The following is a 17,058-nucleotide window of genomic DNA, read 5'->3' as shown; positions in this document are numbered from 1 at the left end:
CCGGGAAAAGTGCGTACGGCCGCGATCAGGCGGCGTTCAGGGCGGTCATGCCGGTGGCATGGGAGAACAGGTCGGCCATGGAATCGGCGAAGCGCTGGTGGCCGAGCGGGCTGGGGTGCAGACCGTCCTCGGACCAGAGCGCAGGTTCGCGCCACTCCGGCAGCCGGTCCAGGCCCAGGCAGAGGGTGCCGGTGGCCCGCGTGACGTCGTACAGTGCCGCGTTCGCCTCGGCGAAGCGCTCGCGCATCTGGTTGCGGAAGAGGTCCGGGAGCGGCAGGTTTCCGGGAATGTCCGGGTAGCCGGCGGTCAGCACGGTGGTGTCCGCGCCCGCCAGCGAGCTGAAGATGGTGTGCAGATTGCGCCGGAAGCGCACCTGGTCGTAGTCGCCGATCAGGTCGTTCACCCCGACGATGACCCCGGTCAGCGGGGCCTTGTTGACCAGGGCGCGGCGCAGCTGGCCGTCCACCACGTCCTGCGTGGTCGCGCCGTGCACGCCGAGGTTGAGCAGGGTCCCGCGCGGCAGGTTCAGCCAGCCGGCGAACCGGGAGACCCAGCCGCGGAACCCGTCTCCGGGCGCGGGGTCTCCTCTGCCCTCCACGAAGCTGTCGCCGAGCACGGTGAGCCGGATCGCCGGCATGGGGTGTCCTCTCGATCGTCCGACCGGCAACCCGGCCAGGTGGGTGAAGGTGCCCGTCAGACCTGGGTGAGCAGGCGCTTGTCCTGCGGGAAGCCGACTTCCTCGTAGAGCGCTTCGAGGTTGGCGGGGGAGAAGAACTCGTCACCGTGGATCCCGCCCGCGATGAGGCCGAGGAACTGCGCGGAGTACTTGGGGCTCTGGGCGGCCGCGCGGAACACCGAGTCGTAGTACGGGGTCAGGGACAGTTCGGACAGCGTGCAGGTCAGCTCGAACGTGCCGTTGCTCTGCTCGTCGCGCAGCTTGGCGTACTCCGCGACCGCGTCGTCCACCGGCCGCTCACCGGACAGCCCGAGGTGCAGCTGCCCGGCGAGCAGCTCGCCGTACTTGAACGCGTCGGTGATGCCCCAGCCGGTGAACGGGTCCTTGTGGTAACCGGCGTCACCGACCAGCGCCCAGCCCGGGCCGTGCGAGGTGCGGTAGTAGTTGTCCGGGTAGCGCATCGGCCGGAACTTCTCGGTGCGCACACCGCTGTCCCGCAGCTGCTCGCCGAGTTCGGGGGCGACCTGGTCGTAGACCTCCTGGAAGCTGCCTGCCACATTGCGCCGGAAGTCGCCGAAGCGCTCGTTCTTCCGCATGACGGCCAGCAGGTTCTGCCCGTCGTTGGTCGGCCAGGTGCCGATCTGCTGCTCGGTGAAGGCGGTGTTGTGGTGCATGCCCCAGTCGAGACCCTCGAAGTACGAGTAGTAGACGAAGCAGGCGGCGGGGACGCTGCGGTAGATCTCGGCGCCCACCTTGTCCGCGACGACGGAGTTGCGGCCGTCGGCGCCGACCACGAAGGAGGCGCGGAACTCGTGCTCGGGGCCGTCGTTCTCGCGTCCCTTGACGCCGACCACACGGCCGTCGGCGAACAGCACGTCGGTGACCGTGACCCCCTCGATCACCTCGGCCCCCGCCTCGCGGGCGGCGTCGACCAGGATGGCGTCGAGCACCGTGCGCCGCGGACAGTAGACGGCGTCGATGCCGTCGATCGGGTCGGCGAACCCGACGATGTCGATTCCGGTGTACGAGAAGTTGAGCTGCCGGATCGGCGGCACACCGCTGGCGATCACGCGGTCGAGCAGCCCCCATGCCTGAAGCCGGGAGAGCCCCGCCTGGTGGATGTAGTGGGTGGAGACGGTGTCGCTGGGGAACGTGGACCGGTCCAGCACCAGGACGCGGTAGCCCTGGCGGGCGAGCAGCATGGCCACCGGTGAACCGGCGCAGCGCGCACCCACGACAATGACGTCATACATGTGATCTCGCTCCTGAGGTGAAGTCGATACAAGCGATTCTGTCGACCGCCGGAAAATGCGGTCAACGTCAAGAATGGGAACCCATCATTCGATTAGCCGGAGCAATGAAGACGGGAATAGGAAACGCCCTTGAAAGGAAAGAAGCGGATCCGGTGACCTGTGTTTTGGTGCGGTTTACCCGACGGCTAGATCGGTCCCGAATGACCGGTCAGTAGAGCGCGGCGACATCGGCCGCGAAGGATTCCTCGATGGCCGCCCTGCGGAGTTTCATCGAAGGGGTCAGCAGCCCGGACTCCACCGTGAAGTCGCTGTCGAGGACCCGGAAGCGCCGGATGGACTCGGCACGGGACACCAGGGAGTTGGCGTCCTCGACCGCCGTCTCGATCTCCGCGAGCAGCGCGGGGTGCTCCGTCCACCCGGCGCCGTCGAGGTCGAGGCCGTGGTCGGTGTTCCACTGCGCCAGCACCGCGCGATCCACGGTGACCAGGGCGGTCACATAGCTGCGGTTCTCCCCGAGAACCAGGCAGTTGCTCACCAGCGGGTGCAGCCGGATCCGGTCTTCGAGCGGGGTGGGGGAGACGTTCTTCCCGCCACTGGTCACCAGGATCTCCTTGGCCCGCCCGGTGATGACCAGATGGCCGTCGTCGTCGAGCCGGCCGAGGTCGCCGGTGTGCAGCCACGGCTGTGCCAAGGCGGCGGGGGACGCGGTCCCGGCGGCTCCGGTGCCACGGGTTCCGGGACCCAGGGGCCCGGTGGCGGTGGCCGTGCTGTCGGTCGCCGCGGCGCCGGCGGCCTTCCGCTGTCCCGACGGCCAGTAGCCGGGCGAGACGTTGCCGCCGCGCACCAGCACCTCCCCGTCCTCGGCGATGCCGACGGTGGTGCCCGGGATCGGCCTGCCGACCGTGCCCATCCGGTTGGTGCCCGGCGCATTGACGGTGACCGCGGTCGCCGCCTCGGTCAGCCCGTAGCAGTTGAGTACGGTCACGCCCACCCCGGAGTAGAAGGCCGCGGTCGTCTCGTCGAGCGACGCCCCGCCCGCGATGACATACCGGAAGCGGCCGCCGAAGCTCTCCCGCAGCCGCGCGAACGTGTCCTGGTCCAGAGCCTGGTGCGCCTCGGCCACCGCGGCGTCGACGGTCGTCCCGTGAGCGCCGGCGAGGCCCACCGCGATGGCGGTCTCCTCCGCGGCGGGGTCGACCAGCGCGCGGCTGCGCTTGCGGATCTTCTCCAGCGCGTAGGGCACCAGGGCCAGGAAGGTCGGTTGGAAGACCGGCAGTTCGGCGAGCAGCTCGGGGATCCCGGGCACCAGCCCGGTGCGGGTGCCGCCGCACAGGCAGGACAGCAGGATGGTCCGGCCGAAGACATGGGACAGCGGCAGGGCGAGCAGTGTGGCCGCCTGCCCGGCCGACGGGTCCTCGGCGGCGCGGCGGAACAGCCACCCGGTCTGCTCCACGGTGTTGGCGGAGGACGCGTACATGTTGCGGTGGGTGAGCATGCAGCCTTTGGGCAGCCCGGTGGTGCCGCTGGTGTAGACGATCGTCGCCAGGTCGTCGGCGCGGACCCGGTGCCTGCGCTCCCGGAGCGCGTTCTCGTGCCCGGTGACCTTCCACTGGTGCACCTCGGCCATCAGCCACACCCCGGTGGCACCGGCCGCCTTGAGCCGGTCCCGGTCCTGAAGCGTCTCGGCGAAGTACCAGGACGCCCCGGAGTCGGTGAGCACGTGCCGCATCTGGTGCTCGGAGGCGGTGGGGTAGACCGGGACGGTGACCGCCCCGATGCTGAGGACGGCGAAGTCGGCGAGCACCCACTCGTAGGAGTTGCGCCCGAGCACCGCGACGCGGTCGCCGGACTCCACGCCGTGCGCCAGCAGTGCGCGGGCCACAGAATTCACCTGTTCGGTGAATTCGCGGATACTGATGTGTTGCCAGCCGGTTTCCTTCTTCGTGGCCAACGCGATACGGTCCGGGTCCGCGGCGGCCGCACGGTCCAGAACAGAGAACAGGCCATGTTCGTCGGGGAGGTCGAGACCATTCCTGGAATAAGAAACTGTCGTCACATGGCAAAATTCTCGACTACCCGCCGGGGACCGGCAACGCGTATTTTCTGAACGAGCGGTTGGCGTTGTCTATCGCAGCAGTTTCGATTCGGTCTGGGCGGTGCCGGGGCAGTCGAAAGGCCGGACCGCCTCCATGCAGTCCAGAAAGGCCTCGACCAGCGGGCTGCCGTCCACGGCCCGCCAGACCGCGCACAGGTCGATCGTCGGCACCGGGTCGTACAGCTGCACCACGGCCGGGCGCGTCCCGCCCGCGTGCGAACCGACGGACAGCCCGCGGGAGATCGAGGCGAAACCGACCAGCGGCTTGACCGACACCACGATCGCCGTCGCCCCCGGGTCGTTCAGCGTGTGCGCGACATTGAGCGAGATCCCGCAGCGCTGCGCCGACGCCAGGATCGCGTCGTACATGGCGGGGCACTGGTCGCGGGCAAAGAGGATGCACGGGTGGTGCGCCACCTCGGCGAACGGCACGCCGGGCCGCCCGGCCCACCGGTGCCCCTGGCCGACCACCGCGACCAGCGGCACCTGGAGCAGCCGCCGGTAGCGGAACTCGGAGGTGACCGGGTGCCCGTACACCAGCGCGACGTCCAGATCGCCCGCCGCGAGCGCGTGCAGCTGCGGACCGGTCCGCTGCTCGCACAGCCCGACGGTGACATCGGGGAAATCGGCGCTCATCTTCGCCAGGGTCGTGGGCAGGACGTGCTGCCCGGCCGGGAAGTTGTAGCCGACGTTGATCGTGCCGGTCCGTCCGGCCGCGGCTTCGCGTGCGGTCAGAGCCGCCTTGTCGACTTGGGCGACGATCGTCCGGGCCTGCATCTCGAACGCCCGTCCGGCCTGGGTCAGCCGGACTTCGTGCGAGGTCCGGGCGACCAGTTCCACACCTAGGGTTTTCTCCAGTCGTTGTAGCTGTTGACTGAGTGACGGTTGAGTCAGATGTAGCTTCGAGGCCGCACGGCCGAAGTGCAGCTCCTCAGCGATCGCCAGGAAGGACGCCAGGTGTCTGAATTCCATCGTGGGCCTCCGCACGCCAGGTATGGCCGACATGCTCATGGGCCTGGGCAAACCTGTGGTGAATCGCACCTGGATGGAGGCGGGCCACCTGGCATGGGATGCCACCGCCGGCCCTTCCCCCCTTCCGTCCCCCGACCCGTCCCCCGACGGTTCAGCCGAGCAGTTCGCCCAGGGCCGCCAGGGTCGTGCCGTTGTCGACGTGGTGTACGGTCCGCCAGCCGCTGTCGGCCGCGGCCGAGCAGTTGATGCCCGTGTCGTCGATCAGCAGGCACTCCCGCGGGGCGACACCGAACGCCTCCTCCGCGAGCCGGTAGATCTCCGGATCCGGCTTGCGCAGACCGGTCTCATGCGACTTGATCACCCTGTCGAACACCGTCTGATCAGGGATCATCGCGGCCCGGTGCACCTCCCACTCGCGCACGCTGTTGGTCAGCATGCCGAGCCGGAACCCCCGTCGGCGCAGCCCGGTCAGCATCTCGTAGAGGGGCCTGTTGAGCGGCCGGTCCGCGTACCAGTGGTCGCCGAAATCCCCCAGATCGATGCGCGGAACCCACGCCGGAGCCAGCTCGGCCGTCAGCCGGCGGCCCCACTCGCGCTGTGTGATCCGGCCCCGTTCGAGCAGCTCCAGCAGATCCACACCGTCCCGGTCCGCCAACCGGCGAATTCCGGCCAGGAGTTCGGTCACCGGTATCCCGGCTGCGTCGGCCACCTGCCGCAGCGCGGTCCCGACCGGCGGGGTGAGCACTCCGCCGAAGTCGGCCCATACCACCGTAACTTCGGACATCATCCCCGCCTTCTCAGCCGAAGGACTGCACCAGGCAGGTGCAGGTGCCGTGCGCGACCAGCTTGTCCTCGGCGTTGTAGACGTGCGCCTGTGCGGTCGCGGTGCGCCGCCCCACGTGCACGGTGCTCGCCTCGCAGCGCAGCTCGCCGGCGTCCAGCGCGACCGAGCGGACGAAGTTCACCTTGAGTTCGAGGGTGGTGTAGACCGTGGCGTCCGGCAGCCGGGTGAAGACGGAACTGCCCATCGCGGTGTCCATCAGTGTGGACAGCACGCCTCCGTGGACGGTCAGCATGGCGTTCGCCTGCGCGGGGCTCGGCCGGAGCGTGTAGACCGCCCGTCCCTCGCCCAGCTCGGCGCACCTCACGCCGAGCGAGTCCCCGACCCCGATGCCGTCGGACAAACCCTTGTCCAGCAGCGCGGTCAGCTCATTGATACGGCGCTCCACCGCGGTGGGCGCGTCCTCCGTCGAGGATGTCACGGGATGCTTCCTTCGGGTTGGCGGCTTGGCGGCTTGGCGGTCTGCCGGTCAGTGGTTCGGGGTGCTGGTCGGCCGGTCGGCCGGTCGGCCGGTGGTGAGACGGTCGGCCGGTCATCCGAACAGCCGGACCGGCAGCTCGGCGGGTCCCCGCATCGAGACGCTGGGCCGGTAGGAGGGCTCGTCGGTCAGCACGGCGAAGTCCGGGGCGCGCTCGCACAGCCGCCGCAGAGTGATCTCACTCTCCAGCCGCGCCATCGGCGCGCCCAGACAGAAGTGCGGGCCGTGACTGAACGCCAGCTGCCGCTGCGTGCCGCCGCCCCGGGAGAAGCGCCGGACGTCCAGCGTGTCCGGGTCGGCGAACACCTCGGGGTCGCGGTTGGCGGAGCCCAGCAGCAGCACCACGCCGGTGCCGCGCGGCATCTCCTGCCCGGCGAGGGTGGTGTCGCGCATCGCGACCCGGGTGGGGAACGGCACCGGGGTGTCGTAGCGCAGGAACTCCTCGACCGCGTCGGCGACGAGCGTCGGGTCCTCGCACAGCAGCGCACGCTGCGCCGGGTTCCGGTGCAGGGAAAGGGCAGCGCTCGCGATCAGGTTCATCGTCGTCTCGTGGCCCGCGATCAGCAGCAGCACGCCAATGTCGGCGATCTCCTTCGCGGTCAGCCGGTCTCCGCTCTCCTCGACGGCCACCAGCTCACTGAGCAGATCCTCACCCGGAGCTGTGCGCCGGAACTCGATGAGGTCGCGGAAGTAGCCGTCGAACGCGCGCACCGCCACCTGCCGTGCCGCCTTCTCCTCGTCGCTCAGCACAGCGTCCGGGTCCAGGCCCCGGCTGATGTCGCCCGTCCAGGCGCCGAAGAGTTCCCGGTCGGCGGCGGGCACGCCCAGCAGCTCGCAAATGGTGGTCAGCGGAACGGGATACGCCAGCGCCCGCACCAGGTCGACCTCACCGGCCTCCAGCGCGGCGTCCAGCAGCTCATCCACGATCCGGGTGATCCGCGGCCGCAGCGCCGCCACCGCGCGGCTGGTGAACGCCTTGCCGACCAGCGACCGCAGCCTGCCGTGCTCCGGCGGGTCGAGCAGCAGGAACGAGCCCGGCAGTCCGGAGACGTCCACGCCGGGCCGGAAGGGATTGATGCCCGCCGTGTAGCCGTGCCCCCAGTCGGGGTCGGCCAGCACCGCGGAGCAGTCCGCATACCGGGGCACCAGATGGATACCGAACCCGGTCGCGTGGACGCGCCCGCGCTCCCGCAGCCACCGGTACGCGTCGAAGGGGTTCGCACGGAGCTCCGGCCGGAAGACGTCCAGTTCGGCGGGGACCGTGCCGGTCACGACAGCGCCCCGAACCGCACCGGGAGCTCGGAGAGTCCGCGCACGATCAGATTGGGCTTGTACGGCGGTTCGTCCGTCAGCAGCTCCATCGTGCCGACCCGGCGGATCAGCTCGTGCAGCAGGATCTCCATCTCCAGCATGGCCAGCGGGGCGCCCAGGCAGTAGTGGATTCCCAGGCTGAAACCCAGGTGCCGGGGCGGTGGCGCGCTGCGGTCGTGGTAGCGGGCGACGTCGAGACGGTCCGGATCGGCGTACGCCTCCGGGTCGCGGTTCGCCGAGTTGATCAGGACCACCACGCCCTCGCCCTCCTCGATCCGCTGCCCCCCGAGCGTCATCGCGCGCTTGGCGGACCGGGTGGTCAGCTGCACCGGGGGCTCGTACCGCAGCAGTTCGTCCACCGCGCTGGGCACGTACTCCGGGTGCTCGCGCAGGCGAGCCATCTCGCCGGGGTTGCGCATCAGCGCCAGCAGGCCGCTGCCGACCAGATTGACGGTCGTCTCGTGCCCGGCCACCAGCGTGGTGACGCAGGTGGTGAGCAGCTCCGTCTCGGTCAGCACATCGCCGCGGTCCTCCACCGCGGCCAGCGCGCTGAGCAGGTCGTCCGCGGGCGTGGCGCGACGCTTGTCGATCAGCTCGCGGAAGTAGCGCAGGAACGCGCGCGACGCGGTGCTGCGCGCGGTCTGCGCCTCCGGGGTCATCAGGACGTCCGGGTCGAAGCCGCGGGCGAGGTCCTGCGACCACTGCTGCGCCGCCTTGTGGTCCGCCGCCGGTACGCCGACCAGCTCGCACACCACCGTGAGCGGCAGGGGGTAGGCGATCAGGTCGATCAGGTCGAACTCCCCGGCCTCGACGGCCGCGTCGACCAGGCCGGTGACCAGCTGCTCGATCCGGGGGCGCAGGCTCGCCACGGTGCGCGGCGTGAACGCCTTCGACACCAGCGTGCGCAGCCGCGTGTGGTCCGGCGGGTCCATCCACAGGAACGAGGTGGGCAGCTCCTCCGCCGCCTCCTCGGCCGAGACGCTCGGGTGCAGCTGACCTGCCTCGTCGGCGTGGCTCCAGTCGTTGCTCTGGAGGACCGAGGCGCAGTCCGCGTAGCGCGTCAGCAGGTGCAGACCCAGCGGGGTGCGGTGTACGGGACCGGCCTCGCGCAGTTTCCGGGCCGGCGTATAAGGGTCGGCGCGATGAGTGGGAAGAAAGAGCTCGGCCATCGCGACATCGGTCGCGGACGGCTCGGCCGGCCTCTCGTCGCTGTCGGTCGCAGTATTCACTTCAGGAGTCATCTCCCGCCGGTTGCCGCGAAAGCCCTGGGGACAGGGGACCCCGGGCCGATCGATGCGGGTCACCCTCCTGGCGTCAGGTGAATTCGCCCTGAATACGTGCCGACAAAACAGCTCTGTGCCCACCTGCCAATGACGCGATAGGTAAAGGCCCGAGCACATTGCCTCTCCCGACGCGTCCGGCCAGATTTGGCCCTGCCCCAGACCGGACTTCTGCGAGAGAGAAAGGGGCGGAGCATGTCGGAACGCTGCGCTGTGGTGATCGGCGCGAGTATCGCCGGGCTGCTGGCCACCCGGGTGCTCGCGGCCTCCTTCGACCGCGTCGTGCTCGTCGAACGTGACGACATCTCAGGCACCGGCCAGCGCAGGGGCGCTCCCCAGGGCAGGCATCTGCACGGGCTGATGGAACGCGGCCGGCAGATCATGGAGGAGCTCTACCCGGGGCTGACCGAGCAGCTCACGGCGGCGGGCGCGCCCACCACCGAGGTGCTGCGCGAGTCGCGCTGGTACCTCTCCGGGCTGCGCGTCCACCCGACGTCCACCGGGCTGACCACGCTGCTCGCCGGCAGGCCCCTGCTGGAGAGCGCGATCCGCGAACGGACTGTCGCCCTGCCGGGCGTCGAGCTGCTCACCGGCCGCACCGCGACCGGCCTGCTGGCGGACGGCCCGGCGGGAGCCCGCCGGATCACCGGCGTACGCCTGGCCGCCGGGCGCGGCGAGACGGCTGCCGACGGGGATGCGGCGCTCCACGCCGACCTGGTCGTGGACGCGACGGGACGCGCCTCCCGGGCTCCCGACTGGCTGGCCGCGCTCGGCCACCAGCGGCCCGCGGAAGAGCGCATCGACATCGATCTCGGCTACACCTCCCGCACCTACCGCCGCCGCCCGGACCACCTCGACGGCGACCTCGCCGTCGTTGTCTCCACCATGCCCGGGCGGCGCGGCGGCGGCGCGATCACCCTGGAGGGCGACCGCTGGCACGTCACCCTCGCCGGCATGCTCGGCGATCACCCGCCCACCGACCCCGCCGGGTTCGAGGCGTTCGCCGCCACGCTCCCGGTCGGCGACGTCCACGGCATCGTCCGGGACGCCGAGCCGCTGGACGACCCGGTGCCGCACCGCTTCCGCGGCTCACTGCGCCGCAGATACGACCGAATCCCCGCCCCACCGGCCGGCTTCCTCGTCCTCGGCGACGCCGTCAGCAGCTTCAACCCGCTCTACGCGCAGGGCATGACCGTCGCCGCCCAGCAGGCCCTCGTCCTCCGCGACCTGCTGCGGGACGGGCGGCTCACCCCGGACCGCTTCCACCGCGAGGTCGCCGCCGTCGTCGACGTCGCCTGGCAGCTGTCCACCGGCTCGGACCTGCGCTACCCCGGAGTCGTCGGGCCGCGCACCACGCGCTCCCGCATCGTCAGTGCGTACGTCACCCGCGCGCAGGTGGCCGCGCACCGGGATCCGGCGGTCGCCCGCGCCTTCATGCGCGTCGCGAACCTCACCCTTCCCCCGACCGCGCTGCTCGCCCCGCCCACCGTGCTGCGGGTGCTGCGCCACGGCGGCGCCGTCCCGAGCCGCCTGGCGGACTCCCGTACGCACCCCCGCCCGAACTCCGGTACGACCACGAGGTGATCGCAGTGACGTTTGCCGAGTTCCCCAGCCTGACCGAGGCGTTCGACGAGGCCGCCGCCCGCAACCCCGGCCAGATCCTCTCCTTCCCCAGCGAGAACGAGCGGCTCACCTACGCGGAACTGGCCGACTCCTCCCGGCGGATGGCCGCGGGGCTGCTCGCCGACGGTGCCACCGAAGGCGGCACGATCGGCATCCTCTGCCCGAACGGGGCGGCGTTCCTGCAAGCAGTGCTCGCCGCCGGGCGGATCGGCGCCGCGGCCTGCCCCCTGCCGCTGCCGATCGTCCTGCGCGACATCGAGGGCTATCTGCGGCGCACCCAGGGGATCATCGACACCGCCTCGGTGAGTCATGTGGTGACGGTGGCGAAGATGCGCGCCGTGACCGAGCAGCTCACCGGCCCCCGCGTCCGTGAGGCAGCCGGACTCGTCGCCGCGGGCGGCCCGGTACCGCTGCCCCGGCCCGCGGCCGGGCACCCGGCCGTCATCCAGTTCACCTCGGGCAGCACCTTCGCGCCCAAGGGCGTTGTCCTCAGCCAGACGAATGTGCTCTCCTGCGCCGACTCGATCACCTCTGCCATCGCCATCGGGCCCGACGACGGCTGGGGCAGCTGGCTGCCGCTCTTCCATGACATGGGCCTGTTCGGCACGCTCACCGGCCTGTTCAACGGGCTTCCGGTCACCATCTGGTCTCCGACGGCCTTCGTCCGGAACCCCGGCCGGTGGCTCAAGGAGTTCCTCCGTACACCCGCCACGATCAACGCGATGCCGAACTTCGGCTTCGACAACCTCGTCGACGCGGTCCCGGCGGAGCGGGTGCCGTCCCTGGACATGTCGCGCTGGCGGGTGGCGTTCAACGGTGCCGAGTCGCTCTCCGTGGCGTCCGTACGGGGCTTCCTCGACCACTTCGCCCCGGCCGGGTTCCGGCCCGCGGCGCTGCTTCCGGCGTTCGGGATGGCCGAGGCGACCCTGCTGATCTCCCTCCCGCCGCAGGGCCGGGCGCCGGTGTACGACTGGGTCGACCGGGCCGCCCTCGCCGAGCGCTGGACGGCGGTGCCGCTGAGCGAGGCCGACCCCGGCGCGCGCGGCGTCGTCGGCCTCGGCCGGGCGGCCCCCGGCATGACCTTCCGCGTGGCGTCCCAGAGCTCCCCGGACCCCCAACACCCCCAACACCCCCAGAGCTTCGCGGATTCACCGGACCGCGAGCAGGAGCTGCCGGACGGCCGGGTCGGCGAGATCCAGGTCCGCGGCTCCTCCGTCACCAGCGGATACCTGGGCGGACTCGACGACCCGTTCACCGCCGACGGCTGGCTGCGCACCGGGGACCTCGGCTACCGGCGGGACGGCGAGCTGTACTTCACCGGCCGCAGCAAGGAAATGATCACCGTACGCGGGGCCAACGTCTACCCGATGGACATCGAGTCCGTCGCCCGCACGGTCCCCGGGGTCCACAAGGGGAGGTGCGTGGCGTTCGCACTGACCGAGGACAGCGAGCACGAGCAGATCATGCTCTGTGCCGAAACGCGGCTGTCCGAACCGGCGGAGAGAGACCGGCTCTCCCAGGAGATCCGAGCCCGCTGCACCTCGGTGCTCGGCCTTTCCCAGCTGACTGTCCAACTCGTCGCCGCACGCTCGATTCCCCGCACCACCAGCGGAAAACTTCAGCGGCTCGGCATGCGGGACCACATCATCGCGGAGGCGAATTCATGACGGCACACCAGACCACCGAAGCGCCCGGCATGGACCGGATGCACAGCCTCGGAGTCTTCCGGCACTACGACAAGAGCCATTGGCGGCTCGCCGAATTGCCGCTGGGAGAGGTGGACCGCTCGCTGGTCAAACCGGAGTACATCACGCTGGTGAAGAGCGCCGTGATGGGCGAATCCAATGTCATCGCCGCGGTCCACGGATTCCTCAACGAATTCGCCGCTGACTACGACTTCTCGGCGTTCGCGGTGATCTGGGGATACCAGGAGGTGCAGCACCACTTCGCGTTCACCTCCTGGCTCCAGGCCGTCGGCGAGGAGGTCGACAACCGCGCCGTGGCGGCGATGCGGGCCCCCTACGATCCCGGCTCGACGCCGTCGGCGACGCTCGCCACCAACATCATCTCCGAGCTCACCGTCAACCACGTCTACCGCGCCGTCTCCGCGTGGGTGGCGGAACCCGCACTCAAGGACCTGCTGCTGCGCGCCAGCCGTGACGAGGCGGGACATGCCAAGGAGTTCCTGCACTTCGCGGCCCAGCGGCTCCAGCAGCACCCGGAGGAGACCGCCTCGGTTCTGGAGACGCTGTACTTCTACACCGCCGACGACCGGATCAAGCACCCGGTCGGTGTGTTCAAGTCGGGCCTCGCCGAGCTCAACGACTCGGAGACGATCGACACCGGCTTCGAGCTCTTCCTCGATGCCGTCGCCGACCAGGGCGAACTGGACGCGCTCCAGGGGAAGATCCGCCGCACCTTCGGCTCGCTGACCGGATACGACCTCTCCTCCAACCGCGCCGTGCGGCGCGCCATCGCGACGGCCCTGGGATGAGCGTTTCCGCGTCCCCCGCCGAGCCGCTGCCCTGGGCCGGCCGGGCCGACCACCACTGCTTCGGCTGCTCACCCGTCAACCCCAGCGGCCTGGCGCTCGCCTTCGAGCGGACCGGCGACCGCCTCGGCACCGCGTTCGTGCTGGACCACCGCTACGAGTCGTACCCCGGCGTCGTGCACGGTGGGATCCTCGGGCTCATCTGCGACGAGACGATGGGCAACCTCGTCGTCCTGCGGCTGGGGTTCCCGGCCCTGACCACCTCGATGCGGATGCGCTACCTCGGCGTCGTCACCGTCGGCCACCGCTACCGGTGTGTTGCGTCGGCCGCCACCGGCGCCACCGGCCCCATCGCCGCCCGCGCAGAGGTGCTCGACGAGCACGACGCCGTGATGGCCACCGCCACCGCGAGCTACCAACCTCACCAGCAAGCCCAGCAAGCCCAGCAAGCCCAGCAAGCCCAGCAAGCCCAGCAAGCCCAGCAAGCCATGGGAGCCTGACATGACCAGCAACACCGACCTCTCCGCCGGTACCCGGGACGACCTCGCCCGCACCATCACCGAGGTGGTCGCCGCAGTCCTCGACCGCCCCGCGGACGAGCTGCGCCCCGACGCCGACCTGCGGGGCGTCGAAGGGGCCGACTCGATCAAGGTCGTGCGCATCATCGCGAAGATCGAGCAGACCTACGACATCGAGCTTGAGGACGAGGAGATCTTCGGCATCAACACCATCGACGAGGTCGTCGAGCTGGTCGGCAAGGCCATCACCCGGGAACACGCATGACCGTCTCCGCCGCCGACACGGCCGCCGGTGTGCCCGCCGCGGCGCCCGCCACCAACCAGCACTACGACCTCGACCCGGAGATCTTCGCCCGCTTCCTCGACCCGCTCCGCAAGTACTCCTCCGGCCTGTTCCGCACCGACGCGGACACCCTGGAGCTGGCCCAGCGCCAGAAGCTGTCGTTCGTCGCCGAGCAGCTCGGGCTGACCGGCGGCGAGCGCCTCCTGGACGTCGGCTGCGGCTGGGGCGCGCTGCTGCTGTTCATGGCCGAGGAGTACCGCTGCCGGACCGTGGGCATCAGCCCGGCGCCCCGCCAGCACGCGTACATCCGCGGCCGCGTTGCCGAACGCCGCCTGGACGGGCTGGTACGCACCGAGACCGCGTCGTTCGAGACCTACGAGCCGGAGGCCGGCGCCTTCGACGCGGTGACCCTGCTCGGTTCCGTGGTGCACATGGACGGCCTCGACACGGTGTTCGCCAAGATCCGCCGCGCACTGCGCCGCGGCGGGACCCTCTACCTGTCGGAGAGCTGCTTCCGCAGCGAGGCCGTCCGCCGGACCTTCGACCAGCGCCCCGGCACGGACTTCATCCGCAACAGCGTCTTCGGCTCGGGCGATCTGCGCCCGCTGTCCGAACTCATCGCCGCCGCCGAGGGCGCGGGCTTCTCCCTCCGCGCGGTCCACGACCTCACCACCGACTACCACCGGACGATCGAGCTCTGGAGCGAGAACGTCCGGGCCGCCGCCGGGGAACTCGACGACCTCGACGCGGGGCTGACCGAGCAGCTCCTGCGCTACCTGGAAATCGCCAACGCCGGCTGGGGATACACCACCAAGCACTACGCGCTCGTGTGCCGGAAGTCGCGCTGACCCGCCCGCGCACGGGGCACCTCCGGAGAGGGAAGTCATGACCACAGCGAAAACCGCCTGCGCCGACGCGGGCGTTCTGCCGGCCGGGGACATGGCGCTCGCCGTCACCCATTACTTCGCGGCCGCCGCCCAGGCCCGGCCTTGGAGCGTCGAATCCGGACTCGACTGGGACCTCGCCGACGCGGGCCTGCTCACCGAGGGGCAGCGCTCCGCGGTCGAGTTCATCACCCTCATCGAGGACCACTTGCCGGGCTACTTCTCGCTCTACACCGAGAACTTCCCCGTCGACGGCTCCGTCGAGCCGGAGATCTACGAGCACAACCGCGAGCTCTACCACTTCACCATCCGCTGGGCGTCCGAGGAAGACACCCACGCCCGCGCGCTCGCCCGCTACCAGGAGGCCTCCGGTATGCGCGATGCGAGCGGGGTGCGCGCGCAGCTGATCGCCCCGGGACAGGGCCGGTTCGAGCTGCCCTACGACCACCCGGTGCAGTTCTTCGCGTACGCGCTCGTGCAGGAGAAGGCCACCCAGATCTACTACCAGCAGCTGCGCGCGGTGACGGGCGACCCGGTGCTCACCCAGGTACTGACACGGCTGAGCCGCGACGAGGCCCGCCACTTCACTTTCATGGCCGACGTCGTCACCCAGTACCTGCGCCACTACGGAGACGAGGTGGCCGACCCGATCAGGGAGGTCGTCGCGAACTTCCGGATGCCACTGTCCGACACCATCCGAGGCTACTGGCGGTGGGCGCTGAAGATCGCCGACACCGCCCGCTACGACCACACCGACGCCTACGAGCACCTCATCAAGGTGGTCAACCGGGCGGTCGACGCCCCGAGCGAGCGCGTCGACAGCCTGATCGACTTCGTCGAATCGTGCCGCACCCTGCGCCCCTCGAAGTGACGGCCGACCGTCGCCGCCGCACGATTCACAGCAAGGCTCACCTATCCCGACGGCCACCCCGGCCGAGCTGGTCGAAACGGTCCCGCACTCGGCCGGAAAGCCTACGGATCGGTGCGATCTTGTGGGCGCGGTGGCGGAGGCAGAGCGGGCTCCCGGAGCCAGGCACGGAAGAGTTCGTCCACGGGGGCGGCCGCATACTGCTGGGCATGTGCGGTGAAGTCGGCGGTGGTCACCGCGCTGTGCCGGTGTTCGGTGGCCCAGTCCTTGAGCATGCGGAAGAAGGCGGCCTCGCCGAGGGCGCAGCGCAGCGCATGGACCGTCAGCCCGCCTCGCGCGTAGAGCCGGTCGTCGAACATCAAGTCCCGCCCAGGGCCGGCCAGCCGGAGATCCTGAGGCCGGGTGGCCAGCGCGGCGTGCGTGGCGTCGGCGTGCTCCGCCGCCGTGCGGGCGCCGGCGTGCTCGGACCACAGCCACTCCGCGTACTTGGCGAAGCCCTCGTTGAGCCAGATGTGCTGCCAGTCGGCGACCGAGACACTGTTGCCGAACCACTGGTGGGCGAGTTCATGGGCGATCAGACGTTCCCAGGTGCGTGCCCCGTCAAGGTGGTTGGCGCCGAAGGTGGCCATGGCCTGAGCCTCCACCGGCACGTCCAGCTCCTCGTCGGTGACCACCACCGTGTACTCCCCGAAGGGATAGGGGCCGAACACCTCTTGGAAGAACTGCATCATCAGGCCCTGGCGGCCGAAGTCCCAGGAGAACAGGGGGAGTAGTCGTGCGGGCACGAAGGCAGTCTGCGGTACCAGCGGCTGTCCGCCGGGGGCAGGGCTGGTGAGCGGTACCGCGGTGTATTTGCCGAGGGACAGGGCCACCAGGTAGGTCGAGGTGGGTGCCGGCTGTTCGTACACCCATGTGGTGCTGCTCGCCCGGGGGGTACGGCTGACCAGCCGGCCACCTGCGACGGCCGTGTACGGGGACGGTGTGGTGATCGACATCCGGTACGACGCCTTGTCGGCCGGCCGGTCGTTGCAGGGATACCAGGAGGGAGCCCCGACCGGCTGGCTGGCCACCAGCGCACCGTCGGTCAGCTCCTCCCAGCCCAGACCGCCCCACGGGCTGGGTGCCGGCCGGGGGTTGCCGGTGTAGTGCACCTCGACGGTGAAGGCCGTGCCCGGGGCGAGCGCCTTCGCGGGGCGGATCCGCAGCTTGCCCGACCGGTGGGTGTAGCGCGCGGCCCGGCCGTCCAGCCGTACGCGCTGGATCTTGAATGCGGCCAGGTCGAGTGCGATCTCCGTCAGCGGCCCGGTGCCGGTCAGCGCGCTGAGCCGGGCCGAGCCGCTGAGGTGGTTGGGCACCGGCCGGTATGCCAGGTCGAGTTCGTAGTGGTGGACCTGGTAGCGGGGGTCCCCGTGATCGGGGAAGTACGGATCCGGTCCTGCGGCCGAGACCTGCTGGGGCTTCAACGGTCGCTCTCTCCCTGGCGTC

General features: G+C 70.5%; 16 protein-coding genes. 7 read left to right on the top strand and 9 right to left on the bottom strand.

Annotation, left to right across the window (positions count from 1 at the left end; translation table 11 throughout):
• Nucleotides 1-25 precede the first annotated feature (25 nt).
• From AB0C46_RS14645 to AB0C46_RS14610, 8 genes are all read right to left on the bottom strand, one after another.
• Nucleotides 26-637, bottom strand: a complete 612-nt coding sequence (locus AB0C46_RS14645) for an SGNH/GDSL hydrolase family protein (RefSeq protein WP_362828171.1) — start codon at nucleotides 635-637, stop codon at nucleotides 26-28.
• 56 nt (nucleotides 638-693) lie between these two features.
• A complete protein-coding gene (locus tag AB0C46_RS14640) occupies nucleotides 694-1,929 on the bottom strand; it encodes an NAD(P)/FAD-dependent oxidoreductase (RefSeq protein WP_362828170.1) in 1,236 nt (411 codons plus the stop codon).
• A 208-nt stretch (nucleotides 1,930-2,137) separates the two neighbouring features.
• Nucleotides 2,138-3,985, bottom strand: a complete 1,848-nt coding sequence (locus tag AB0C46_RS14635; protein WP_362828169.1) for an AMP-dependent synthetase/ligase — start codon at nucleotides 3,983-3,985, stop codon at nucleotides 2,138-2,140.
• A gap of 69 nt (nucleotides 3,986-4,054) precedes the next feature.
• Nucleotides 4,055-4,996 (bottom strand): LysR family transcriptional regulator, encoded by a 942-nt coding sequence (locus tag AB0C46_RS14630; RefSeq protein WP_362828168.1) that lies wholly within the window; start codon nucleotides 4,994-4,996, stop codon nucleotides 4,055-4,057.
• A gap of 151 nt (nucleotides 4,997-5,147) precedes the next feature.
• Nucleotides 5,148-5,783, bottom strand: a complete 636-nt coding sequence (locus tag AB0C46_RS14625; RefSeq protein ID WP_362828167.1) for an HAD family phosphatase — start codon at nucleotides 5,781-5,783, stop codon at nucleotides 5,148-5,150.
• A 10-nt stretch (nucleotides 5,784-5,793) separates the two neighbouring features.
• Nucleotides 5,794-6,258, bottom strand: coding sequence for a PaaI family thioesterase (locus AB0C46_RS14620; RefSeq protein WP_362828166.1), 465 nt, complete (start codon nucleotides 6,256-6,258; stop codon nucleotides 5,794-5,796).
• 111 nt (nucleotides 6,259-6,369) lie between these two features.
• A complete protein-coding gene (locus AB0C46_RS14615) occupies nucleotides 6,370-7,587 on the bottom strand; it encodes a cytochrome P450 (protein ID WP_362828165.1) in 1,218 nt (405 codons plus the stop codon).
• Nucleotides 7,584-8,855 carry a cytochrome P450 gene (locus tag AB0C46_RS14610; protein WP_362828164.1) on the bottom strand — a complete coding sequence of 424 codons (1,272 nt, stop codon included), beginning with the start codon at nucleotides 8,853-8,855 and terminating at the stop codon, nucleotides 7,584-7,586. The genes AB0C46_RS14615 and AB0C46_RS14610 overlap by 4 nt, the downstream gene beginning before the upstream one ends.
• 246 nt (nucleotides 8,856-9,101) lie before the next feature.
• Between AB0C46_RS14610 and AB0C46_RS14605 the strand changes: the two genes are divergently transcribed.
• From AB0C46_RS14605 to AB0C46_RS14575, 7 genes are read left to right on the top strand one after another with little or no spacing between them, the layout of a single operon-like run.
• Complete coding sequence (locus AB0C46_RS14605; protein WP_362828163.1) at nucleotides 9,102-10,490, top strand: FAD-binding monooxygenase; 1,389 nt, start codon at nucleotides 9,102-9,104, stop codon at nucleotides 10,488-10,490.
• Nucleotides 10,491-10,495: 5 nt separating this feature from the next.
• On the top strand, nucleotides 10,496-12,196 hold the full coding sequence (locus AB0C46_RS14600; RefSeq protein ID WP_362828162.1) for an AMP-binding protein: 1,701 nt from the start codon (nucleotides 10,496-10,498) through the stop codon (nucleotides 12,194-12,196).
• Entirely contained in the window at nucleotides 12,193-13,023 is an 831-nt protein-coding gene (locus tag AB0C46_RS14595; protein WP_362828161.1) for a ferritin-like domain-containing protein, read from the top strand. The genes AB0C46_RS14600 and AB0C46_RS14595 overlap by 4 nt, the downstream gene beginning before the upstream one ends.
• Nucleotides 13,020-13,520: a PaaI family thioesterase gene (locus AB0C46_RS14590; RefSeq protein WP_362828160.1), complete on the top strand. Its 501-nt coding sequence runs from the start codon at nucleotides 13,020-13,022 to the stop codon at nucleotides 13,518-13,520. The genes AB0C46_RS14595 and AB0C46_RS14590 overlap by 4 nt, the downstream gene beginning before the upstream one ends.
• A gap of 1 nt (nucleotide 13,521) precedes the next feature.
• Nucleotides 13,522-13,803 (top strand): acyl carrier protein, encoded by a 282-nt coding sequence (locus AB0C46_RS14585; RefSeq protein ID WP_362828159.1) that lies wholly within the window; start codon nucleotides 13,522-13,524, stop codon nucleotides 13,801-13,803.
• A complete protein-coding gene (locus AB0C46_RS14580) occupies nucleotides 13,800-14,669 on the top strand; it encodes a class I SAM-dependent methyltransferase (RefSeq protein ID WP_362828158.1) in 870 nt (289 codons plus the stop codon). The genes AB0C46_RS14585 and AB0C46_RS14580 overlap by 4 nt, the downstream gene beginning before the upstream one ends.
• Before the next feature lie 37 nt (nucleotides 14,670-14,706).
• A complete protein-coding gene (locus tag AB0C46_RS14575; protein WP_362828157.1) occupies nucleotides 14,707-15,576 on the top strand; it encodes an acyl-ACP desaturase in 870 nt (289 codons plus the stop codon).
• Between the two features lie 101 nt (nucleotides 15,577-15,677).
• Here the strand turns inward: AB0C46_RS14575 and AB0C46_RS14570 are convergent, their stop codons facing one another.
• The gene (locus AB0C46_RS14570; RefSeq protein ID WP_362828156.1) at nucleotides 15,678-17,036 is read right to left on the bottom strand and encodes a M1 family metallopeptidase; all 1,359 of its coding nucleotides are present in this window, start codon (nucleotides 17,034-17,036) and stop codon (nucleotides 15,678-15,680) included.
• Nucleotides 17,037-17,058: the final 22 nt, after the last annotated feature.

Origin of the sequence: Streptomyces sp. NPDC048637 (assembly GCF_040650675.1) — a bacterium.
Classification (GTDB): domain Bacteria; phylum Actinomycetota; class Actinomycetes; order Streptomycetales; family Streptomycetaceae; genus Streptomyces.
The sequence above is the reverse complement of the archived record's forward strand: the minus strand, read 5'-3'. Positions and strand labels throughout refer to the sequence as shown.